Annotated in this window: 18 protein-coding genes; 6 read left to right on the top strand and 12 right to left on the bottom strand. The window is 52.1% G+C overall.

The features are described 5' to 3' along the window. Positions 1 to 69 precede the first annotated feature (69 nt). The 5 genes from ftsB to ppsA all read right to left on the bottom strand — a co-directional run bounded on the left by ftsB (position 70) and on the right by ppsA (position 7,391). Positions 70 to 531 carry a cell division protein FtsB gene (gene ftsB / locus ACUHMQ_RS04515; protein WP_445294251.1) on the bottom strand — a complete coding sequence of 154 codons (462 nt, stop codon included), beginning with the start codon at positions 529 to 531 and terminating at the stop codon, positions 70 to 72. 97 nt (positions 532 to 628) lie between these two features. After that, positions 629 to 1,924 (bottom strand): phosphopyruvate hydratase, encoded by a 1,296-nt coding sequence (gene eno, locus ACUHMQ_RS04510; RefSeq protein WP_445294250.1) that lies wholly within the window; start codon positions 1,922 to 1,924, stop codon positions 629 to 631. A 98-nt stretch (positions 1,925 to 2,022) separates the two neighbouring features. Further along, complete coding sequence (kdsA, locus tag ACUHMQ_RS04505; protein WP_445294249.1) at positions 2,023 to 2,874, bottom strand: 3-deoxy-8-phosphooctulonate synthase; 852 nt, start codon at positions 2,872 to 2,874, stop codon at positions 2,023 to 2,025. An 84-nt stretch (positions 2,875 to 2,958) separates the two neighbouring features. Next, on the bottom strand, positions 2,959 to 4,611 hold the full coding sequence (gene pyrG / locus ACUHMQ_RS04500) for a CTP synthase (RefSeq protein ID WP_445294248.1): 1,653 nt from the start codon (positions 4,609 to 4,611) through the stop codon (positions 2,959 to 2,961). A 395-nt stretch (positions 4,612 to 5,006) separates the two neighbouring features. Next, positions 5,007 to 7,391, bottom strand: coding sequence for a phosphoenolpyruvate synthase (ppsA, locus tag ACUHMQ_RS04495; protein ID WP_445294247.1), 2,385 nt, complete (start codon positions 7,389 to 7,391; stop codon positions 5,007 to 5,009). Positions 7,392 to 7,679: 288 nt separating this feature from the next. Here ppsA and ppsR point away from each other — a divergent pair, with 288 nt between their 5' ends. Both ppsR and ACUHMQ_RS04485 read left to right on the top strand, forming a co-directional pair. Further along, the gene (gene ppsR / locus ACUHMQ_RS04490) at positions 7,680 to 8,504 is read left to right on the top strand and encodes a posphoenolpyruvate synthetase regulatory kinase/phosphorylase PpsR (protein WP_445294246.1); all 825 of its coding nucleotides are present in this window, start codon (positions 7,680 to 7,682) and stop codon (positions 8,502 to 8,504) included. A 12-nt stretch (positions 8,505 to 8,516) separates the two neighbouring features. After that, positions 8,517 to 9,362 carry a mechanosensitive ion channel domain-containing protein gene (locus tag ACUHMQ_RS04485; protein WP_445294245.1) on the top strand — a complete coding sequence of 282 codons (846 nt, stop codon included), beginning with the start codon at positions 8,517 to 8,519 and terminating at the stop codon, positions 9,360 to 9,362. Between the two features lie 141 nt (positions 9,363 to 9,503). Here ACUHMQ_RS04485 and ACUHMQ_RS04480 read toward each other — a convergent pair whose 3' ends face one another. Then, entirely contained in the window at positions 9,504 to 10,415 is a 912-nt protein-coding gene (locus ACUHMQ_RS04480) for a DUF1513 domain-containing protein (RefSeq protein WP_445294244.1), read from the bottom strand. 295 nt (positions 10,416 to 10,710) lie between these two features. After that, positions 10,711 to 12,396 carry an ABC1 kinase family protein gene (locus ACUHMQ_RS04475; protein ID WP_445294243.1) on the bottom strand — a complete coding sequence of 562 codons (1,686 nt, stop codon included), beginning with the start codon at positions 12,394 to 12,396 and terminating at the stop codon, positions 10,711 to 10,713. A gap of 174 nt (positions 12,397 to 12,570) precedes the next feature. On the opposite strand from ACUHMQ_RS04475, the gene ACUHMQ_RS04470 reads away from it, so the two are divergent. Next, positions 12,571 to 13,251: a C40 family peptidase gene (locus ACUHMQ_RS04470; RefSeq protein ID WP_445294242.1), complete on the top strand. Its 681-nt coding sequence runs from the start codon at positions 12,571 to 12,573 to the stop codon at positions 13,249 to 13,251. 336 nt (positions 13,252 to 13,587) lie between these two features. On the opposite strand, the gene ACUHMQ_RS04465 is transcribed toward ACUHMQ_RS04470, so the two are convergent. Together ACUHMQ_RS04465 and ACUHMQ_RS04460 are read right to left on the bottom strand one after the other, a co-directional pair. Then, positions 13,588 to 14,499: a hypothetical protein gene (locus ACUHMQ_RS04465; protein WP_445294241.1), complete on the bottom strand. Its 912-nt coding sequence runs from the start codon at positions 14,497 to 14,499 to the stop codon at positions 13,588 to 13,590. 33 nt (positions 14,500 to 14,532) lie between these two features. Next, the gene (locus ACUHMQ_RS04460; RefSeq protein ID WP_445294240.1) at positions 14,533 to 15,567 is read right to left on the bottom strand and encodes a hypothetical protein; all 1,035 of its coding nucleotides are present in this window, start codon (positions 15,565 to 15,567) and stop codon (positions 14,533 to 14,535) included. Between the two features lie 997 nt (positions 15,568 to 16,564). Here ACUHMQ_RS04460 and ACUHMQ_RS04455 point away from each other — a divergent pair. Together ACUHMQ_RS04455 and ACUHMQ_RS04450 are read left to right on the top strand one after the other, a co-directional pair. Beyond that, positions 16,565 to 16,831: a helix-turn-helix domain-containing protein gene (locus ACUHMQ_RS04455; RefSeq protein WP_445294239.1), complete on the top strand. Its 267-nt coding sequence runs from the start codon at positions 16,565 to 16,567 to the stop codon at positions 16,829 to 16,831. Then, complete coding sequence (locus tag ACUHMQ_RS04450) at positions 16,828 to 18,141, top strand: HipA domain-containing protein (protein ID WP_445294238.1); 1,314 nt, start codon at positions 16,828 to 16,830, stop codon at positions 18,139 to 18,141. The genes ACUHMQ_RS04455 and ACUHMQ_RS04450 overlap by 4 nt, the downstream gene beginning before the upstream one ends. 139 nt (positions 18,142 to 18,280) lie before the next feature. Here the strand turns inward: ACUHMQ_RS04450 and ACUHMQ_RS04445 are convergent, their stop codons facing one another. Then, positions 18,281 to 18,535 (bottom strand): hypothetical protein, encoded by a 255-nt coding sequence (locus ACUHMQ_RS04445; RefSeq protein WP_445294237.1) that lies wholly within the window; start codon positions 18,533 to 18,535, stop codon positions 18,281 to 18,283. A gap of 113 nt (positions 18,536 to 18,648) precedes the next feature. Here ACUHMQ_RS04445 and ACUHMQ_RS04440 point away from each other — a divergent pair, with 113 nt between their 5' ends. Continuing rightward, a complete protein-coding gene (locus ACUHMQ_RS04440) occupies positions 18,649 to 20,181 on the top strand; it encodes a M12 family metallopeptidase (RefSeq protein WP_445294236.1) in 1,533 nt (510 codons plus the stop codon). 240 nt (positions 20,182 to 20,421) lie between these two features. On the opposite strand, the gene ACUHMQ_RS04435 is transcribed toward ACUHMQ_RS04440, so the two are convergent. Together ACUHMQ_RS04435 and ACUHMQ_RS04430 are read right to left on the bottom strand one after the other, a co-directional pair. Continuing rightward, on the bottom strand, positions 20,422 to 21,213 hold the full coding sequence (locus ACUHMQ_RS04435) for a hypothetical protein (RefSeq protein ID WP_445294235.1): 792 nt from the start codon (positions 21,211 to 21,213) through the stop codon (positions 20,422 to 20,424). A 394-nt stretch (positions 21,214 to 21,607) separates the two neighbouring features. Further along, complete coding sequence (locus ACUHMQ_RS04430; protein ID WP_445294234.1) at positions 21,608 to 22,036, bottom strand: tetratricopeptide repeat protein; 429 nt, start codon at positions 22,034 to 22,036, stop codon at positions 21,608 to 21,610. Positions 22,037 to 22,732 lie beyond the last annotated feature (696 nt).

The raw sequence follows: 22,732 nt of genomic DNA, 5'->3' as shown, positions 1-22,732 counted from the left end.
AGGTGGCAGTCCGGCAGACTGTGTTACGCAGAATCAAAAAGGCAAAAACCCAGCAACGCTGGGTTTCATTCACGGCGGGGGTATATCCCCGGGACCGGGCTCTACAACAGGCTCGGTAAGTGGAAGATCACTGGGTGGCATAGGTGATGAAGGCGGCTCAATAGGCGTAATTGGAACCGCGGCTGGCGCAGGAGTTTCTGCAGACGGCACTAAAGGTACAGCTGGAGTAGCCTGGACTTTGGGTGCAATATTGGAAGGCTTTGGATCGAGAATCTGGAAGAAGACTTCATCCTGCCGCACCATGCCAAGCTCGTTGCGGGCTCTTTCCTCAATCGCATCAGTACCTGTCTTCAGGTCACGCACTTCGGCTTCCAACGCATTGTTACGTGCCTGCAGCTTCTGATTCTGCTTTTTTTGTTCGAAAAGCTGATTCTCAATCTGCCATACCTTCAGCCAACTACCCTTGCCTATCCAGAGTGGCCACTGGAGCAAGACAACACAGCTAGCAAGAATAAGGGCAAGAAGACGCATGGGCGCGATTGTAGGTGGGATCAGGCCAAAGCGGCAAAAAAACAGGGACAATGATAACGCCCCTGTTCTTTTTTACGCCCTGAAACGATGGGTGACCTTACTTCTTCAACTGATAAAAAGCCGCACGGCCAGGATAGTACGCAGCATCGCCCAACTCTTCCTCGATACGCAATAACTGGTTGTACTTGGCCATACGATCTGAACGGCTCAACGAGCCCGTCTTGATCTGCATACAGTTGGTAGCCACAGCCAAGTCGGCAATCGTACTGTCTTCTGTTTCGCCAGAGCGATGGGACATCACCGATGTATAGCGATTACGCTTGGCAAGGTCGACTGCCTGCAGTGTTTCAGTCAGCGATCCGATCTGGTTCACCTTGATCAGAATCGAATTGCAGATACCTTTGTCTATGCCTTCAGCCAGAATCTTTGCGTTGGTCACAAACAAGTCATCACCCACCAGCTGGACGCGATCACCCAAACGGTCGGTCAGCAACTTCCAACCATCCCAATCACGCTCACCCATGCCATCTTCAATCGATACGATCGGATACTTGTCAGCCAGGCTGGCAAGATAATCCACCATCTGAGCAGATGTCAGCTCACGCTTGTCACTCTTCTTGAATACATACTTGCCGGAAGCTTTGTCGTAGAACTCAGAAGCAGCACAGTCGAGTGCAATCATAAAATCGCCGCCAAAACTGTAGCCTGCCTTCTCTACCGCCGCTTTGATCAGCTCCAATGCTTCTTCGGCATTGGCCACATCAGGGGCAAAACCACCTTCATCACCCACCTGAGTAGGCAGGTGTTTGTCATGCAGGATTTTCTTCAGGTTGTGGAAGACTTCAGCGCCATAACGCAGCCCTTCGCGGAAGCTGGGGGCACCCACCGGCACAATCATCAGCTCCTGAAAATCCAGGCTGTTATTGGCGTGTTCACCGCCATTGATCACATTCATCATTGGTACCGGCAAAGCCATTGGGCCGGAACCACCGATATAACGGTACAAAGGCAGACCTGCTTCTTCTGCCGCCGCTTTGGCTACCGCCATCGAAACGGCCAGGATGGCGTTCGCACCCAAACGACCCTTGTCGTCGGTACCATCAAGCTCCAACATGGTGCGGTCAATAAACGCCTGCTCAGATGCATCCAGACCGATGATGGCTTCACAGATCTCGGTGTTGACGTGCTCAACCGCCTTTAACACACCTTTGCCAAGATAACGCGCCTTATCGCCATCGCGCAGCTCCAATGCTTCCCGCTCGCCAGTGGAGGCCCCGCTCGGTACGGCTGCGCGACCCATCACGCCACTTTCCAGCAGTACGTCGGCTTCAACAGTCGGGTTGCCACGTGAGTCGAGGATCTCGCGGGCGATGACTTCTACGATTGCGCTCATCGGTATATTTCCTTGATGCGATGTGAGGGGTTCGAACCAGGTGATGTTGAATACGTGCCCATAGAACCAAGCACATATTCAACATACAGGCAGCTGCTTTACAGCGTGTTCTCGTGCAGAGGTTGGCGTTTCACCAACCCATCGAGCTCTTTCAATACGGCCAACAATTCCTTCATACGCGGCAAAGGCCAGGCATTGGGGCCGTCCGACATGGCGACAGCTGGGTTCGGGTGTGTTTCCATAAACAGACCCGCCACACCAACCGCCACTGCGGCGCGCGCCAACACAGGCACATGCTCACGCTGACCGCCCGACTTATCGCCCTGCCCCCCGGGCAACTGCACAGAATGCGTCGCATCGAACACGACCGGGCAGCCGGTATTACGCATGATCGCAAGGCTGCGCATATCAGAAACCAGATTGTTGTAACCAAAGCTGGCGCCACGCTCACAGGCCATGAAGTTATCTTCCGGCAACCCCGCCTCTTTGGCTGCTTCACGCGCTTTATCCATGACATTCTTCATATCGCCAGGCGCCAGAAACTGGCCCTTCTTGATATTCACCGGCTTGCCACTTTGCGCGCAGGCGCGGATGAAGTCGGTCTGACGACACAGAAATGCCGGGGTTTGCAATACATCGACCACTGCCGCCACCGGTTTGATCTGGTCGATCTCATGGATATCTGTCAACACCGGCACACCGACCTGTTCGCGTACCTTGGCTAGTATCCGCAATCCTTCATCCATGCCTGTCCCGCGGTATGACTTACCACTGGAACGGTTGGCTTTGTCAAAGCTCGACTTATAGATGAAAGGTATGCCCAGCTCGGTAGTGAGCTCTTTTAATGTACCGGCCGTATCGATGGCGAATTGCTCACCCTCAATCACACAGGGGCCAGCAATCAGGAAAAAAGGTTTATCGAGGCCGATATCGAAACCGCAAAGTTTCATGATGTACTACTCCGTGAAGAGTGAGGCGGGAGATGTGAGATAAAACAGCGCTGTGCCGCATAACTCACACCCCACAGGGTTAGATCAACAACTCAAACCTTCGCGACCATGTGCACGGGCATAAGCAATTGCCGCTTCCACATAAGCCTTGAACATCGGGTGACCATCACGCGGTGTTGATGTGAATTCCGGGTGGAACTGACAACCAAAGAACCAGCGGTGGTCTGGCAACTCGATGGTTTCGCACAAATGGTTCGGATCGGTGGAACGACCACTCACCCGCAGACCGGCCGCTTCAAGCCGTGGCAGATAGTAGTTGTTCACTTCATAGCGATGGCGATGGCGCTCGGTAATCCGGGTTGAGCCATAAACACGTGCCGCCAGTGACCCGGCTGCAAGTTCACACTCCTGGCTACCCAGGCGCATGGTTCCACCCATGTTCGAGTTCTCGTCACGCACTTCGATTCTGCCATCATGATTGACCCATTCATCAATCAATGCCACCACAGGATAAGGCGTCTCTACCGTGAATTCTGTCGAGTTGGCATCCGCCATACCAGCCTTATGGCGGGCATATTCGATCAGCGCCAACTGCATGCCAAGACAAATGCCTAGGTATGGCACATTGTTTTCGCGCGCATACTGAACCGCACGGATCTTGCCTTCCACCCCCCGCTTACCAAAGCCACCGGGCACCAGAATAGCGTCCATGTCTCTGATCTGGTCGAGATTACCGCCCTCAAGCTCCTCAGAATCCACATAGTGGATCTTCACCGCACTCTGGGTATGAATGCCCGCATGCTTGAGCGCCTCGATCAACGATTTATAGCTCTCCGTCAGGTCGACATACTTACCGACCATGGCGATATTGACGGTCTGCCGTGGGTTCTCAGTAGCATGGACAATACGGTCCCAGACACCCAGATCCGCGCCAGGCAAATCCAGCTGCAACTGTTTGCAGATGATGTCATCGATATGCTGTTCAGACAGTACACGCGGAATCTTGTAGATGCTGTCCATATCTGGGCAAGACACAACAGCCTTCTCTGCCACATTGGTGAACAGGGCAATCTTGCGGCGCTCATCATCGGGCACCATACGGTCTGCACGGCAAATGAGCACGTCAGGCTGAATACCAATCTCGCGCAGCTCTTTGACGGAGTGCTGGGTCGGCTTGGTCTTGATTTCACCGGCAGCAGCGATATAAGGCACATAGGAGAGATGTACAAAACAGGTGTTCTCACGACCCAGTTGTACACCCATCTGGCGAATCGCCTCAAGGAAAGGCAAGGATTCAATATCGCCTACGGTACCGCCGACTTCGATAACAGCCAGTTCGGCATCCGCCGCACCGAGTCCGACAAAATGCTTGATTTCATCGGTGATATGCGGAATTACCTGGACTGTCTTACCCAGGTAATCGCCACGGCGCTCTTTTTTGATAACCGACTCATAAATCTGGCCGGTGGTGAAGTTATTGGCTTTCTTCATCTTGGCATGGATGAAGCGCTCGTAATGGCCAAGATCGAGATCGGTTTCGGCGCCGTCTTCAGTCACGAAGACTTCGCCATGCTGCAAGGGAGACATCGTGCCCGGATCCACGTTGATATAGGGATCGAGCTTCATCATGGTGACCTTGAGACCGCGCGATTCAAGGATGGCTGCAAGTGACGCGGCGGCGATGCCTTTCCCCAAAGAGGAGACAACGCCGCCGGTAACGAAGATAAACTTGGTCATTGGCTGAAAACGCACAGGTGGTAATTCCGTATTCTACTCCGACACCCCACTACGCCTCAATCTTGACAAAGGCAAAGACCTAAGTACCTGTTTACGATCTCACTGCGCAGCCATGATCAGGACCCATGTGCTGCTCGAAAGCCCCCGCAAGGGGGACGCCGAACTGCTAAGGTGCCTTGCACCAAGAAGTTCGCAGCCTCATGTACCCAAGTACATTCCGGTTTCTGCGCTGCGCTTCACCCTGCTAACGGCTGCTCGTGGTAGATCGTAAGCAGGCTCTAGAACCGATTCGAAGCCTGCTACGCATCAGCCCTACAGTGTTAAAAACATCCTCGGAATACGCATTTAACACTCGTGTATATTGAAAAAGGCGCCCGAAAGCGCCTTTTCCCAACTTACCGGCCAAGTTCCTTGGCCAGATACAGCCAAGTTTCCACGACTGTATCCGGGTTCAGCGATACGGTCTCGATACCTTGCTCCACCAACCACTTGGCGAAATCAGGGTGGTCGGACGGGCCCTGGCCACAGATACCGATATATTTCCCCTTCGCGCGGCAAGCCTTGATCGCCATCGACAGCATGGCTTTCACTGCCTCGTTACGCTCATCAAACAAAGACGCAATCGGACCGCCGGAATCACGATCCAATGCCAACGTCAGTTGGGTCATGTCGTTGGAACCAATCGAGAAACCATCAAAGTACTCCAGGAACTGGTCTGCCAGAATGGCATTCGATGGAATCTCGCACATCATGATCAGGCGCAAACCGTTTTCGCCACGTACCAGCCCCTGCTCTTTCAACAACTCGACTACCTTGCGCGCCTCGTCCAATGTACGTACGAAAGGAATCATCACCTCAACGTTAGTGAGCCCCATTTCATTGCGCACCTTCTTCAGCGCACTGGTCTCCAGCTCGAAGCAATCACGGAACGACTCGCTGATATAACGCGCCGCGCCGCGGAAGCCAATCATCGGATTCTCTTCGTGCGGCTCGTAGTTCTGCCCGCCAATCAGGTTCGAGTACTCGTTCGACTTGAAGTCGGACATGCGTACGATCACTTTTTTCGGGTAGAACGCCGCTGCCAGGGTGGCGATGCCTTCAGCCAGTTTATCGACATAGAAGTCCACTGCGGATGCATAGCCGCCGATACGCTCATCAACCTGCTGCTTCAAGTCCCATGGGATATTCGGGTAGGCCAACAAGGCTTTCGGGTGGATACCGATCATGCGATTGATGATGAACTCCAACCGTGCCAGACCTACCCCCTCATTCGGCAGGTGGCTGAAGTCGAATGCCAACTCCGGGTTGCCCACATTCATCATCAGCTTGACCGGGCTCTTAGGCATCGAATCGAGTTTCAAGTCGATGATCTCGATAGCCAATTTACCTTCATAGATATTGCCGGTGTCGCCTTCGGCACAAGATACGGTTACCTCCTGGCCATCACGCAGCGCACGCGTGGCGTCGCCACAACCCACCACGGCCGGAATGCCGAGCTCACGCGCGATGATGGCTGCATGGCAGGTACGGCCGCCGCGATTGGTCACGATGGCGCTGGCGCGCTTCATCACCGGCTCCCAATCAGGGTCGGTCATATCAGTCACCAGCACATCGCCCGGTTTGACCGAGTCCATTTCGCTGGCATACTTGATCAGACGCACCACACCCTGACCAATCTTTTGGCCGATAGCGCGGCCCGACGCCAATATGGTCGACTTGCTGTTCAAACGATAACGACGCAGCGTGTCAACCCGCGCCTCTTGCGATTTCACCGTCTCTGGGCGGGCTTGCAGGATATACAGCTTGCCATCGATGCCATCACGCCCCCACTCGATATCCATCGGGCGAGCATAGTGTTTCTCAATAATTAAAGCATAACGGGCCAATTCCTCGACCTCGGCATCCGAAATCGAGAAGGTATTGCGCTCAACGTCCGACACATCCACTGTACGCACCGATTTACCAGCCCTTGCCTCATCGGTGAATTCCATCTTGATCAGCTTGGAACCACGGTTACGGCGCAAAATAGCAGGCTTGCTGGCCATCACATTGGGTTTGTAGACATAGAACTCGTCAGGATTCACCGCGCCCTGAACCACTGTCTCACCCAAGCCATAACTTGCGGTAACGAACACCACATCATCGAAACCCGATTCGGTATCGATGGTGAACATCACCCCGGCAGCCCCTTTGTCTGAACGCACCATGCGCTGGATGCCGGCAGACAATGCCACATCGGAATGGGCAAACCCCTTGTGCACGCGATAGGAAATGGCGCGGTCGTTATACAGCGAGGCAAACACCTCTTTGATTGCATGGATAACGTTATCGACGCCGACAATATTCAAGAAGGTTTCCTGCTGCCCAGCAAAGGAGGCATCCGGCAAGTCTTCTGCGGTGGCTGAGGAACGTACCGCGACCGAAATCACAGCGCCGGAATCTGCCTCCATCTTGGCAAAAGCCGTGCGTATATCTGCATCCAACTGGGTGGGGAATGGCTGGTCGATGACCCACTGGCGAATCTGCTTGCCAACCAGAGCAAGGTCCGTCACATTTTCCACGTCCAACGCAGCCAATGCCGCATTGATACGGGCAGAGAGACCGTTATGCGCCAGAAAGGCACGGTAGGCCTCGGCTGTAGTGGCGAAACCACCAGGTACACGTACGCCCGAGGCGGCCAACTGGCTGATCATCTCGCCGAGCGAGGCATTCTTGCCGCCTACACGCTCTACGTCGGTCATGCGCAGTTCGTCAAACCAGATGACGTTGTTCTCTGCCATTTTTTGTGCTTCCTTGCTGGGGATTGGGGGAAAACGAGGTGGCGATTCTAGCCTGTTGCTGCAAGGCTTGCAGCCCAGAAAACCGCGCAAATAAAGCCTATTAAGGGTAACTCCTGATAACAGGCGTCGCCGCATGATAATGCGAAATGTAGTCTCAGCCACAAAACTACAAGAAAAACATCTGAATCCGAGCAAAGACTCGTTTGTTGCGTCCGCACAACCAACTCGCGACGTAGCAAATAGGCTGTGGCAAGATGGCTCAAAACCGCCTTGTCCAGAAAGCCTGCCATGCAGAATCACCGCACCGTATTCTTTATTTCCGACCGTACCGGCATTACCGCAGAAATGCTGGGCCACAGCCTGATTACCCAGTTTGAGGGCATCGAATTCAAACGAATCACCCTACCCTTCATCGATACACTGGACAAGGCGCACCAGGTAGCAGACAGAATACGTAGAACGGCCGAAGCAGAAGGAGCACGGCCTCTAGTTTTCTCGACCTTTGTCAAAGATGAAATCCGCGACATCATTCATATCTCGCAAGCCCATGTGATCGACTTTTTCGAAGCCTTCATCGAACCATTGGAGGCCGAGTTAAAACAAGAGTCCTCACACACGGTAGGTAAAAGCCATAGCATCGAGAATTATCACGAGTACAACACGCGCATAGAAGCCGTGAACTTCGCCATGGCGCATGATGATGGTGTGAAGCCTTCCGATCTCGACTCAGCCGATATCGTGCTGGTTGGCGTCTCCCGATCCGGCAAAACGCCCACCTGCCTCTACCTTGCACTGCAATATGGCATCAAGGCTGCCAACTACCCACTGACGCCAGATGACTTTGATCAGCCTGGCCTGCCTAAACCATTGCAGCCCTTCCGGCACAAGTTGTTTGGGCTTACCATTAGCCCGGAACGGCTTTCGCAGATTCGTTCAGAACGCAAACCCGATAGCCGCTATGCCTCGTTGGACAATTGCCGATTCGAGGTCGCGGAGGCGGAAGCCCTCTACCGTAATGCCAGCGTCCCGCACCTGAATACAACCAGCAAGTCCATCGAGGAACTTGCGTCCACCATCCTTCACAAAGCCAATCTCAATCGCAAAATTTATTAGTAGAAGTCGTCCATGTCGTCCGCCTTACCGTTACTTCAGTCCTACCTCTCCGATCGCACCACCCTGGCAGATGCACTGGCCAGCGTCGCCCTGCTGCTTACGCTACTGGTCGTACGCTACAGCCTAGGCAAGTTGATCGCACATAATCCCAATTTCACCTTGGAGCAACGCAGGCGTTGGCAGGTTACGTTGCGTAATAGTCTGATTGGTGCGTTCATTATCGGTCTCGTGGTGGTCTGGGCCAGTGAATTGCATGCCCTGTTGGTTTCACTGGCGGCATTCGCCGTAGCGCTGGTCGTAGCCGGCAAGGAAGTGATTCTGTGTGTCTCGGGCGCCATGCTACGTAGTGGCGGACAGCTCTATGTGGTGGGAGATCGAATTCAGATTGGCGAACACCGCGGCAGTGTGGTCGATACAAATCTGTTTTCCACTACGCTGATCGAAGACGACGCTGAAAGCCACCAACGTACTGGCCGCGCTATCGCCATCCCTAACAGCCTGTTATGGAACCACGCCGTGGTACGCGACAGCCTGATGGGTGACTTCATCATGCACCAGTTCAGTGTACCGATTGATTGTGGTAAAGACTGGCGCGTAGCCGAAGCCCGCCTGCTTGAGCTGGCCCGCGAAGCCTGTGCCAGTTGCAAAGGCGCGATGATGGCATCGGCCCGCGAGATGGCGGAGCGGCACGCTCTGGAAATCCCTGTTGCCGAGCCACTGGTCACTCTGCAGCTCAAAGAAGCAGACAAACTGGTTCTAATCGTCCACGTCCCAGCCGAAGCCAACCGGCGCCATAACGCCGAGCAATACATATTGCGGGGGTATATGACTTCCGGGACGGAGCAGTCCACGGTTTAGTTACGTGCAGCTAGGTAATTAAGTACAGCAACGAAGCTGGGCTTGTTAGGTATGCAAACACAGACCATGTGTACAGGTACAGAAAGAGCCACAGGAGGTTCTGCTTTCTTTATTAACGGCAATCAGTACGCAATAGGAAATTCAAAGGGAAAACAGATGCGAGCCGGTGATATAAGTGCCTGGTACATTAGGGCCAAGACTGAAGTCGGCAAGTCTCATCTGCACCATGCTTGCCTCCGCACCGTAGCTAATCCAGACACCCTTTTTATCACGTGACAACGCAACCCCTCTTGCTCGAGGAAGATCAAGCCGCTTAATAAGCTTACCTGAGCTAAGCTGCCAAATCGTTACCATGCCTGGTGTAGGATGAGTAGCGACAAAAAAGTCAGCTGCCGGAATGGCCAATACGCTTAGCGCCTCACCAAACATATTGTTAACCACATCTGTGGGCTGACTCATAATTTCGAGCGTTTGGCTGTCGCGTTGAATACTGACTGCGCCAATATGCTCATCGTTCCATCCGCGGCGTGGTGCGGACAAAAGTACCGACCGGCGCTCGGTCAATGGAAAAATATGGCCCGCATTGAAACGCTCATCCGTCATTTCGATGCGATCCAGAAGTTTCTGGGATTGAATGTCGATATAGCAAATGGATGCCCGTTTACCACTGGCTTGATCCCCCCCGCCATTGGTAACAGCAAGCACTGCGCCATTTTCGATCAAATGACAATCATGCGGATGACTTCCATACGTTGGGAAATCACCCACGTAGCGCAAACTACCCGTTTCCCTCACGCCAATTGCTCCTTCCCCCGTCGCCGCTGTTTCTGTGGAGTAGAGCAATTGCCCATCAGCACTGCATGCCCCATGGCCGTAAAATAGTCGGTCTTTTACCGGCGGAATCGGTTCTATTAACTGCATCTTCTCCGTATCTATTAAGGCAGCGCCTGGGCCTATCTTTTCAAAAGCAAAAGCACGCTTTCGCGTACTGTCGAGAAAAGCCAAGCCATGCGGGAAGAAATCTACACTGGCTTGCTGTAACAACCTCTGCACAGGCGCAACACACACGAGAGCACATCGAACCAAGTCCTTTTCGATATCTTTGTAGCGGCACCCACCTAACAAGATATCGTCTGCATTCCCAATCGCGAAAGATCTGGATGGACATGCAATCGCAGCAAGATAGGCCGAGGCTTGCATTAGAAAGTGGCGTCGGCTTATCTGGAAATGCATGGTTACGCTCTCTCAAAATAAAGGCCAAAATCCAATTTCATGGATTCCAACGACACATGCTGACCCTATGAAACGGGTGTGGCATTTCGATTTTGCTTCAATATGTTAGCAGCGTCTAGAGCGGTTGTTTTCCCGCACGCCAGATAGACCAGATCAGCCATATGCTGTTGAAAAAGGCGATCAGAAAGCCGATGAAGCCGAAAGCCGGCAAGCCAAATAGCCGTGGGCCTGCTGGCACTGTCATCACAATGCTCGACCCGATGATCAGGCAACCTGTCACGATGCCCAAAGTCAATCGGCTGGCAGCGCGGTCTATTTGTAGGCCAAAGTGATCGAGCCGTTTCAGGTCAAGATCGATCTTCACCTTGCCCCGGCGTGCTGCCTTGATCAACCTCGACGCATCACGCGGTAAACCGCCTATCAACGAGACCAGCTCCCATATATTGCGTCGGCCTTTCTTCAGCAGCGCCAAGGGCGCATAGCGACTCAATAGTACCTGGCGCACAAAAGGTGTCAGATGCGGCACCATTTGGAAATCCGGGTCCAGCTGGCGACCCAAGCCTTCCAGGGTGATCAGTGCCTTGAACAGCAGCGTCAGATCAGCCGGTAGCGTAATTGAGTGCTCCCGCATGATGGCGATCACATCGTTTAGCAACTGGCCAAACCGGATGTCCTTCAGCGCGAGGTTCTCATAGTTGAACATGAACTCGGCCAAGTCAGCGGACAACTTGTCCTCGTCAACCGGCGCATCGGTGGTCCAGTCGATCAATACATTGAGGATGCCCCGCTCATCGCGGCTGGCAAGCGCTGCCAGCAGATCAACGATTTCGTCACGCCTTGGGGCAGGCAGACGCCCGATCATGCCAAAATCGATAAACGCGATACGATTGTCCGGCAGGTAAATGACATTACCCGGGTGCGGGTCGGCATGGAAATAACCATCAATCAGAATCATCTTCAACACGGCATTCGCGCCGCGCTGGGCCAGAAGCTTACGATCCAACCCGGCCGGCTCAAGCAAGCTCAGCTCATTACCGGCAATGCCATCGATATAGGACTGCACATTGACGATCTCATTGGTGTACTCCCAATAAATCGTCGGAATGACAATATGCGGGTCATCCGCAAAATTCTCGGCGAAGCGGTGGTGATGGTGGGCTTCCTGGGCAAGATCCAGCTCACGTCGGAGCGACTTGGTAAATTGCTCGACTATCCGTACAGGCTGGTACTGGCGGCTGTCGGGAAATTCAAATTCGACCAGTGTAGCCAAATGGTGCAATACACGTAGATCCGCCTCGATCTTGCCCACAATATGCGGCCGACGGATTTTCAGGATGACGCTTTGCCCGTCGGGCAGTTTGGCACGATGCACCTGGGCGATTGATGCCGAGCCGATCGGCTCATGGCTCAACTCGCTGAAACGCTCGCTTGGGGGGCAGCCCCAGACCCTGGTCAGCTCGGCTTCCAATTCTGCAAAGTCGGTAGCTGGTACACTTGACTGCAGTTTCTCGAATTCCGCAACCCACTCGGGCGGAAAAACATCCACCCGGGTTGCCAAGACTTGGCCAAGTTTGATAAATGTTGGCCCTAATTGCTCCAATGCCAACCGTGCACGCACAGGCGGGTCGAGCACCTGCCGCTCGTCGTCTTCGGGTACGCTTAGCGATTCGCCAGCCCGCTCGAATGTACGTTGTACATTCAAGCGGCGAACCAAATCGCCAAATCCGTGTCTGGCGAATACCCCGATAATTTCCCTGATGCGAGGCAAATCGCGCATCAGGCTGATTGTCTCTTTTAGCATGTTCTCGATTCTAGTCGACGAGCATCAGATCACGGTGATCGCGGTAGGCTCATCGCCCGGCTCACTTCAAAGATACGCAGGAATTGTCCACTGTGACCATTCTTTACAGTAACCCTTTTCGCCTTTTACATTGCCGGGATGTCATTTAATTTTCGCCATTTACTGCTCATACCTTTGGCTTGCATAGCTCTGGCCAAACCCACTGAAGACCCTCCATCTCCCTTGCCTGAACCACCTGCTGCACCCGTAGTCACACCCGAGCAGCCCGACGATGCGTTAAGCGCATTAGAGAGCGAAGCTGGGTCCAGGTTCACACAGGACATCATGTTGCAGGCTCTGGGGTTGATCGGCGTCACTTATCGTTGGGGTGGCAGCACACCGGAAAGTGGGCTCGATTGCAGTGGCTTTATCCGTTATGTCTTCCAGCAAGCCCTCAATATCGCCTTGCCTCATAACGCCTTTGCCATCAGCCGCCTTGGAGAGGATGTTAAAAAGGAAGCGCTGAAACCGGGTGACCTGGTGTTCTTCAATACACTGGGTCGGAAATTTTCCCATGTCGGTATCTATCTGGGAGATGACCGCTTTATCCACTCCCCCCGTAAAGGCAGCAAGGTGCAGATCGTACGGATTACCGACGCTTACTGGGCCAAGCGCTATAACGGCGGCCGCCGCGTAACGCACGAGAGTGTCGCGGAACGCAGCCAACAGGCAAGCAAACCGGAGCAGGAAGAAGCCAGCGAAGTCACCAGTAAAAAAGGGCACAAAGGTAAGAAAAGCGCCAAGAGCAGCAAGAAAAAGTCGTCAACCAAGGCTAAATCTACTGGGAAAAAGAGCAGTAAAAAGAAACGCACTTAGCGCCTGTTTACGATCTTGCTGCGCAGCCGTGATCAGCGCTTATGTATTACTCGAAAGCCTCATGTACAACATACATTCCGGTTTCTGCTCTGCACCCTGCTGACAGCTGCTCGCGACAGATCGCCAACAGGTTCTTAGAACCTGTCTAAAGTCTCGCGAGCTAGAGCAAGACAAGGCGAAAACAGCCGAGAAAGCGGAGTTTACTCATGGTAAATGAGCATTTCGAGGGTGTTTTCAACGCCGTATTGCTGACGCACAGCAGACTTTAGACAGGTTCCTAGAACCGTTTTAAAGAAAACTGGGGAGTCACCCCCTCCCCAGCTGTTCAAAAGAAGGCTATTTGATTTTGGCAACATCCTTGGTTGCCACTTTGACTTCATCAGCCATGGTGATGGGCGTACCGGTTTCATCCAAACGGACGATCTGCGCTTTCTGTCCTTTGTTGCGCACGATCATGGAGTAGACCGCTCTAGCTTCAAACGCACCATGATGGCCTGCACTGGTATGTACTATCCGTACCTCGCCAGCTTCAGCATCCGCCACATCAGAACGGAAGGTCTTGGCCTTACCAAGGAACTGCTGCAGCGCATCTGCCGAACTGAGCTTGCGCTTCAATGCAACTGCCTTTTTGACGACCTGGGCCGAAATAGCCGGCCAGTAAACTCCCTCAGAGAAAGATCTGCCTTGGTTATCTAGTGCAGCAAAAGCAAAGGACCCTTCAACCGGAATGCCATTCAATGAACGTTCCAAATGGGTGGTGTAAAAAAGCAGCTTGGAGTCGGCCGGCTGAACACCTGCCTGCACCTGGCCACCACCTGCCATCGTCGTAGTTACATGGGTGCCGCTCACCTCACTTGCCGGCACACCAGCCTCCAACAAGTACGCTTTGACTGCAGCGTTATGTTTATCCGGGTTGCTTGTCAGTATCTGTGGCAACTCAGCCCTCAACGCCGCTGTGGACTTAGGGCCGGCAGACAAGGCATTCGGCACCAGCAGCGTGGCATGGGTTACCGTGTCTTCCATGAAGACGCCTTTATCTCCCACAATGCGCGTGTATGGGCCTTCTGTTTCGCGCTGGGCGGCAATGCCAAGGTTGTAACGCGCTTTCTCGATGCTATGCACGTACTGAAGCCCTTCAGTATTAGCCAGCGATGCGCTATCCACTTCCATTTCATCCGCCATTGCCTGCGGTATTTGCAATGCGCCCAAGGCCAGTAATAAACAAATAGTTACGCTATTCAATTTCATGATTGTTCCTCCAGATAAATGGGGCGTATTGATTCAAGGCAAAAAGAATGGATGGTTATTGCAATCGTAATTGCAGGTATAAAGCCAGGACATCCAGCCCCAACCTATGCCATCGTTCGCCTCATTTCTAAGTTGCACCCATGACTCTGTTCTATTGGCCCATTCCGCCCGGGCCTGATTCACTTCTACCGATACATAAATATGTGCGCCACATCCCACCACCCCGTGGCTGCCACCACCAAATGCGCAACTGCTACCACCCGTCACCGAATTAATGGAGCTGGTCCACGATGGGCCGACTGCTGAATTCACATTAGCGACATATCTATCGGCAAATGCACGGCCACGATTTGCAACGTCAGCCGTATCAGACCCTACCCGGGTTGGCATAATCAAAGCGATACTCGATAGTCCGGCAAATGGTCGCAGTAATTGCGATACATACATGCCAGGTGTAATACCGCAGCTATTATCAATCACTGCCAGATTAATACCGCCATTAGTACCCGCCCCTGCCCAAGTACCTGCGCTAGGTGTCTCACCCCAACGTACACTGCCGGTTGAATAATTCACCAATTGGCAAGATGTACCTGTTTTATCAACAACGATATTCCTTGGACGGGAATAAACGCAGCGGCCCGTCAATGGGCTATCGGTAAATCTCAAGCATTGCTTCTGCAGCCCGGCAATTGTCGGGCAACCCGCATTTGACGTACATGCCGTATTGGTCTGGTCGTCACAGGTACCATGGCCGCTGAAGTAGGAAATAGCATCTCCTGGCCGGTCAAAGTTGGAAGTGTCTGCACCACCAGAAATTACTTGTGGGTCGGTAAAATCCGTGGGGTATACCAGTCCATTGGTATACCGTACCCCTGCTGTATAACCTCCTATTGATAACATTCGATTACGGAAATTATCGACATTGGGAATATCGTTCGATAATGCACCACAGGAATAAGCATCCACTGCTTCAATCGTAATACCTGTTTCAACTGCTTGCGCTGGTAGAAAGCTAATCCCCAGTGTCGCTGCCATCACATATGGTACGTGCGTTTTTATTAGATTCATGATGATCCTCCTGAAATACACGCCAACTCATTTTGGTCGTGCTCTAACAATAACTTGCCTTTTTGCTCTCTATGCAACTCACAAGGCAAGTAGCACAGTAGTTCCTCACGCATGAATATCAATTGCAATTAATGCCAAAAATTAAATCCAAGCATTTAATTAAAAAATGCACCTTGAAAGTAATTAAAAGTACCAAGGTGACTATTTACTCCAATACGCATTACCAAAAAATAGGCAACCACGTCGATTCTTTACCGACATGATTTCCTGTACAGATGCCCAATACAGAACAACGGCTCACATGAACCTTTTACAAGCGGACATCAATATCTACTTACTATGTTTTTATATCTAGCCAATACTCAGCAAGACCAAACAATGGCTAAGCACAGATCTTGCGCTGACATGGCATTGGGAAAGGGTGGTGTATCCATAGGTCCTCCTGCTTGCTTTTATAGTGCTGCATGACGCAGCCCACTTTTTATGCTGAACCGACTTACCGCCATTTTGCGCTTGCCCTGCTAAGGCATGCTCGCGATAGACTCTAAGCCGATTCCTAGACCTGATCACCCGCGGCTGGGTAAGTCGGCGGGCTACCTTGGGTTATAGGCTCTCGTTCTCGGCTTGCCGGGTTTGCCGATGTCTGGTCATGTCACACTGTTCTGGCGGTTTACCCTGGGGATATGCCTACCAAGCTCAGGAAAAGTAAGAACCTGTTCAAATACTGCTGTGCGTCAGCAATACGGCGTTGAAAACACCCTCGGAATGCTCATTTACCACGTGTAAATTCTGCTTCCTCAGCTATTTCCTCCTTGCCTCGCTCTAGCTCGTGAGACTTTGCACAAGTTCTAAGCGATCTATTTCGCCGAAAAATCCTCACGATCGTAAGGATTTTTCGCACCTTCTCATTCAAATAATAAAAATCCGCATGATCATGAGGATTTTGTTTCTTATTAACTGGTTGACTGCCATAATCCTCACGAACGTGAGGATTTTTATGAAGATACCTGTCAAACAAGCTGCTGAGATCGGCAAGGTGGTCAGAGCCAGCCGAAAAGCCCAAGGTATACGCCAGGACGATGCCGCCGGCAGTATTGGTGTCAGCGAGAACTTTCTTGGCAAGATCGAACGGGGTGGTGAGTCCGTCCAATGGGGTAAGTTATTCCAGGTCTTGGAAGGACTTGGAATACATGTTGTGCTTGATGTACCGGACGATGTCGCCACCTTGATGGCCGCCGAATCCGCAAACCGAGACCCGTCATGACGGAACGCCAATTGGTCGCCCTCATCAACGACGAGGCAATCGGTACCCTGCAGGAGGTAAACGGCATTTGGGCTTTTCGCTATAGCGCCAGCTGGCAGCAAAGCCCGCATAGTTTTCCATTAAGCCCACACTTGCCCCTAAAAAATGCAGATGAAAGCCTGCTGGATGGTGCAACCCTGCGCCCGGTGCAATGGTACTTCGATAACCTGTTGCCAGAAGACAGCCAACGCGCCCTGCTGGCCAATGATGCCCGGATTGATACGGCAGACGCTTTCGGCCTATTGGCTTATTACGGTGCTGAGTCTGCCGGGTCGGTCACCTTGCTGCCGCCAGGCCATACAGCACAGGGCCCGGATACGTTGCGGCTGCTGGCCGACGATGCATTGGCCGCGCGAATCCGCCAATTGCCGCGAGCACCGCTGACACACGCTGCAATCAAGCGCATGTCGCTCGCCGGGGCACAACATAAGCTCGCTGTCGTGCTGCAAGACGGCAAATTGTTTGAGCCCGGCGGCGCAACGCCATCGACCCATATCCTGAAGCCGGACCACCCCGATGCCGACTACCCACATTCAGTAGCCAATGAATGGTTTGTTATGCGCCTTGCGCGCAAGCTGGGACTCGATGTGCCGGATGTACACCGGCGCTATGTGCCTGAACCGATATATCTCATCAACCGGTTCGACCGGGTCAAAAATGCGCAAGGCTGGCAACGACGTCATGTTATCGATGCCTGCCAGCTACTTGGCCTGGACCGCAGCTTCAAATACAGCCAAGGCAGCATGCAGAATCTCGCGGCACTGGCTACTGCATGTCGCAGTCCAGCTGTCGCACGCACCCGGTTATTTTCCTGGTTGGTCCTCAATGTGTTGGTTGGCAATAGCGACGCACACCTAAAAAACTTGAGCTTCCTGGTTTCGCAGGAAGGTATTCAACTCGCACCGCATTACGACTTGTTGAGTGTTGCGGCATACGACATGCGCGCTTTCGGCAAGACGGGCTGGCCAAACCAAACCATGCTGGCGTGGCCCATCCTGAACGTACAGCACTTTGCGGATGTCACCCGGGCCTTGCTGCTGGAAGCTGGCGCAATACTGAACCTGGCCAAAGCAACCGCTGAACGCCTGCTCGACAACCTGCGTACCCGTATTCAAACCGAAACAGCCGCGCTGTACACCGAGGTAGAGGCGGAAAATGCCCTACTGATACAACAACGGCCAGAACTTGCCGCCAAGTTTGCTGGCGAAGTGCAATGCCTGCGCGCTATCCAGCATGGGGTTATCAAAGACATGGTTGAACAGACCAGATAAAACGCGACCCACATTCAACCCTAGAACTGGTCAGGGTCTACCACCCATAGGCAAAACTTTGGTCAGATTCTTGAGAAGACATGCCAGCAGTGAACCATGTACTTACATCAATAAACAGGCCATTTCACTGAATCTTGAATTAATACTGCCCATTCTTCCTGTAGTTGACCAATGCCACGAACAAGCCGTATTGGACCTGGTCCCAACGCGCGGGAGTCCCTTCGTACAGAGTCACCACGAAAGGCCTGTTTACTCCCCCCTGCAAGCAGCCGTGAATCGGAATGAAGCATCGTACCCGAGCCAGAATCTTCTGGTTACGTGAGGCTGCAAACTCCTTGGTGTAAAGCACAATAGTGAGTTCGACATCCTCTTTCTGGATACTTTCGAGCAACACACAAGCGCTGATCGCGGCTGCTTAGCAAGGTCGTAAACAGGCTCTAAGAACTCATACGAAATCGTGTTGGTTAAAGGAGTAGCAACATGGATCGATGCTGCAGCAAAGTCATAATGTCGTTGAATGCCTGTATCTTACCCATGCTGATGATGAACGTAGCCCAAGCCGCGGAGCGGTCGTGGCAGAAAGCAGGCCTAAACAACCGTGACGACGAAGCAACCAAAGCAGTACGTGTAAAGCGTGGCCATACGCATCCCAGCATCAAGCGCTGGTCAGACCGTAAAGTACCTTACGTACTGACCAATGCCTCACCCAAAGCACGCCAGGCATTCCTTACTGCTGCCAGCCATATTTCCGAAAACAGTGCAGTGCATTTTGTCGAGCGGACAACGGAACCCGACTATATCTACCTGACCGACAGCAACCACTACCCCATGTGTCACTCTTCCATCGGGCGAGACGGCGGGCCACAGGCACTTACATTAAGTGCGAGCTGCCAGACCGTACACGATATGCTGCATGAATTGATGCACACCTTGGGACTGCTTCATGAGCACGCGAGGCCAGACCGTGACCAATATATAAACGTCCGACCACACCCTCTTGCCGGTCAAGTCGGCAAGCAAGCTAAAGGCGTTGCGATAGGTGCTTACGATTATGGCTCGGTAACGCACTACGAACTCGACCGCTTTCTCTCGTTGCGAGACCCCAATACGCCGGTAAGACCATGGCCACGCGATACCCTTTCCAACGGCGACATCGACGCGCTGGAAGCACTATATGGTGGCATGCCCAAAAACACCGGCCCTACGCCAACCGACAACAACCTGGGGGTCGTCCTCAGCAAACACAAATTAGTGCTGGCAGAAGGTGCAACGGCGAAAGTGGACATACAGGTGCTACCCATGGAGACCTCGCTTTCTCGGACACCACAAGTTAAAAGTGAAAACCCACTTATCACCGCGGAAATAGACCACCAGACTAACAATGCATTTACGCTCAAAATCCAAACATTGGCTGGCAGTGCACCAGCAACTACAACAACCGAGGTAGAACAAGAGCTGAGCCGAGTATTCTTCGACTTTCAGACCACCGACGGCAAAGCCGGCATGGCGGTATTTACTGTTAAGGTCGTCAGGCCAGAAGCCCTATCAAAATCATTTCGCCAACTTGTTTCGAAGTGGCGACCAGCCGGCAGCAAACAAAAGCATTGTTTGGAAGCACGCAGGCTCGCTACCAATGCCCAACGCGTCCCCGCCGATATTGATGGAGAAGCGTTAACGGCGTCAATCATAGATGAAGCACTATCCGTATCCGTAGCACCCTGCGATGGCAACAAAGTGTTCCAACTCTGGCGGCAAGATGAAACGGGCCAGCTCATCAGTATCACCGGGGCGCATTGCCTTTCGCCGCACGGCCCTACCATAGATTCAGCAACAGGTACTGCACATATCACTTCCGCTACAGCATGTACCGACAGTAGCGCCCAGCAACCACCACCTACCTCCCAATGGCGGTATAACGAAGACCGGCTGATCAGTGTCGCCTACCCGCGGTCGGCCTTAACCTATACCGCAGGCAATGAGGTAGCGCTGTTTCCAATAACCAATAGGCAAGCGCCATGGCAGCAATGGATTTGGTACTAAATGCTGGCCATCTGCAATGGGGCGTAAGCCAGTAACAGAAACAGCAAGTGGACAGCCTTAAGAACCTGATTACGATCTGGCTACGCAGCCGTGAAATGGGCTTACGTGCTGGTCTGCACCCTGCTGACAGCTGCTCAAGACAAATCGTAAGCAGACTCTAAACATCTCAACCTTGTAGTGGGGTAGTGACATTTACTAAACGGTAGAAGGAAAGCCTGACAATCTGCGATTGTGCCTTCGCTAATTCACAGCAGCAGGCTTCTCTTTCAACCAAGGCGACTGCGTACTCCAGAAAATAATGTTCACGCCCAGATAATCTTTGGCGAAACTGGAAAACTCATCGCGTGTGAACGGCTTTTTCGTACTGGGGTTGGTGTAGGTCAACGTAGGCTCTTGAACTGCCATCGAAACCAGATCCAACTTGCCCTTGTACTTATTGAAGAATGGATAAGCATTCTTCATTTGCGCTTCACGACCCGGCACAATGTCGGGCCCACCCAGACCAATACGCTTGCTTGTGGCAAAAGCGAAGATACGCGACATGTATTTGTGGTCGTTATTCCACTCACACGGCCAGAAATTGACGTATTGCACGACGTGAGATTTCTTAAACGCCTTTCTGGCAAAACCGAGGTTCTCCATCGTCGCGTCAAAGTATTTATTGCAACTGAACCCGGTTTTATTGCGCTTCATGTCCAGATCAATCGCTGTTTCCGGCAAATTAACACCCATCACCCGGCCATCGAACTGACCCGCCAAAGCAGTCAGCAGGGACTGAAAACGCTGACGTACTGCCGGGTTCCATTGCTGGGCAACCCAACCGCTCCCCACTGGCTTGTTTTCACCCGGATTATCGTATTGCTGCACGATGCCGCCTTTATAGATGGCATCCTGCATCAGATAGGCCGGTACATTCCGGTCTTCTGGCATGAAGAAGCGATCTTGAACCTGAATGAACAGCTTTTTATTCAGACCGCTCAGGTATTTCAAATCCTGTTCAATCCGCGAGAAATCGTACTCGCCTTTCGACATCTCCAAACTTTTCCAGTTATAAACAATCTGCACGCCATTAATATCTGATCGTTTAATAAAGTCTTCGAACTGTATCAAATCACCCGAGCTTAAATACAGAAAATTTTGAGGGAAATCTGATGCTGCAACATGCGTAAAACTACTTGCGGAAAGCAAAATGGCTGCAGCTAAGGCGTGTATGGTATGCATAAAAATAGGCAGGGACAGTGGCTGAAGAGTTAGCAAAGGCAAGAACACCAAGCATTAGTGTCAAACCAGAAACGGACTAATAAAAGACCGTATCTACTTACTTAAGTTCACTTAAAAAAGACAAGTGCCAAGCCAAGTACAAAAGCAATGAATAGTTTACTGCCTTCAACAAGTAATGCCCTACCCAATAAGCCTTATCTAGCTACTAAATAGCAATACGGGCTTCCAGGAACTGGAAATACTTGGGGTCGTCATCTCGGAATATGGCCACACCAGCATCCCGGTAGGCCTTGGCCAGCTCCTCCTCCGCTTTCTCGAAGTACGCCACCTCGTAGTACAACTGCCCTAACCGTAGATGAATCAACGGGTCGCCCATACCCAATGGACATTGAACAGCGTGGGAAAAATATTTCAATGCCTCGCGCATCTTCCCCATATGGAAGCAAATATCGCCAACCGCCGCATACAACCAAGTCGCCAACTCATAGTCATGCGTATTCCTTGGCAACGCCCCTAATGCGGCAATATATTTTTCCCTCGCCAACTCATGCTGACCAGTACGTTCAAATTCCTCGCCTTGATCACATAAGACAGAGATTTCTGCATGTTGGCTTTCAGTTAACTTTGCTACCACTTTATTTCTCAATATATTAAATAGGATATAAATTCTTCATACCACTAACGAGTAAAAGATGAGGATTTAATAGCGCTTGCTTGGAAAATTACTCAAATCTGATATCCACGCCGCACTTCAATACATTCATAGCTGCTACTGTTAAGCGCATAGTAAGCAACGAACACTGAAGCGAAACCAAAATCGTCGTAGGGCTCGATGTTGTTACGATAAATTCAATAATCGACCAGTTGCCACTTACATAGTCGTGCTAGAACCAATTCGTCCGTCATTATCAAACAAACAACTGGAAATGACATTGGGCAGTTTCCCTAAGTGCCAGGGTCATTTCATTTTGGAACTTCAAGCAACAGCCTTCAATGGCTCACGATCAGCCGTGCTGACAGTTGTGTCTGCTTATCTAGATTCATGAGGGTTTACGTCAATGGAGATAGCAACCGAACCAAACTTTTGGCTACAGGGCCAAGATGGTTTGGTACTTACTCAGGAGGAGACAGTCAATAAATCCATTCAGCGATAAACGAACAGACTGAATTACAAGAAAACAAAACTCCCGTAATCCAATCCCTCGGTAATCCCCCCATTTTTAAGGGGAGTCAGAAGTAGCGCTATGCGACCATGGCCAGCCGCTGTATTGGGGTAATACCGCCCAAGGCCATGTTAGGGCGTTCGTGATTGTAGAACCAGATCCAATCC

It is taken from the genome of Chitinimonas violaceus, assembly GCF_052601015.1.
The sequence above is the reverse complement of the archived record's forward strand: the minus strand, read 5'-3'. Positions and strand labels throughout refer to the sequence as shown.

Bases quoted from the DNA above. Each gene is read 5' to 3' on its own strand.
- ftsB (WP_445294251.1), bottom strand. From the start codon at position 531: ATGCGTCTTCTTGCCCTTATTCTTGCTAGCTGTGTTGTCTTGCTCCAG.
- eno (WP_445294250.1), bottom strand. From the start codon at position 1,924: ATGAGCGCAATCGTAGAAGTCATCGCCCGCGAGATCCTCGACTCACGT.
- kdsA (WP_445294249.1), bottom strand. From the start codon at position 2,874: ATGAAACTTTGCGGTTTCGATATCGGCCTCGATAAACCTTTTTTCCTG.
- pyrG (WP_445294248.1), bottom strand. From the start codon at position 4,611: ATGACCAAGTTTATCTTCGTTACCGGCGGCGTTGTCTCCTCTTTGGGG.
- ppsA (WP_445294247.1), bottom strand. From the start codon at position 7,391: ATGGCAGAGAACAACGTCATCTGGTTTGACGAACTGCGCATGACCGAC.
- ppsR (WP_445294246.1), top strand. From the start codon at position 7,680: ATGCAGAATCACCGCACCGTATTCTTTATTTCCGACCGTACCGGCATT.
- ACUHMQ_RS04485 (WP_445294245.1), top strand. From the start codon at position 8,517: ATGTCGTCCGCCTTACCGTTACTTCAGTCCTACCTCTCCGATCGCACC.
- ACUHMQ_RS04475 (WP_445294243.1), bottom strand. From the start codon at position 12,396: ATGCTAAAAGAGACAATCAGCCTGATGCGCGATTTGCCTCGCATCAGG.
- ACUHMQ_RS04465 (WP_445294241.1), bottom strand. From the start codon at position 14,499: ATGAAATTGAATAGCGTAACTATTTGTTTATTACTGGCCTTGGGCGCA.
- ACUHMQ_RS04460 (WP_445294240.1), bottom strand. From the start codon at position 15,567: ATGAATCTAATAAAAACGCACGTACCATATGTGATGGCAGCGACACTG.
- ACUHMQ_RS04455 (WP_445294239.1), top strand. From the start codon at position 16,565: ATGAAGATACCTGTCAAACAAGCTGCTGAGATCGGCAAGGTGGTCAGA.
- ACUHMQ_RS04450 (WP_445294238.1), top strand. From the start codon at position 16,828: ATGACGGAACGCCAATTGGTCGCCCTCATCAACGACGAGGCAATCGGT.
- ACUHMQ_RS04440 (WP_445294236.1), top strand. From the start codon at position 18,649: ATGTCGTTGAATGCCTGTATCTTACCCATGCTGATGATGAACGTAGCC.
- ACUHMQ_RS04435 (WP_445294235.1), bottom strand. From the start codon at position 21,213: ATGTCGAAAGGCGAGTACGATTTCTCGCGGATTGAACAGGATTTGAAA.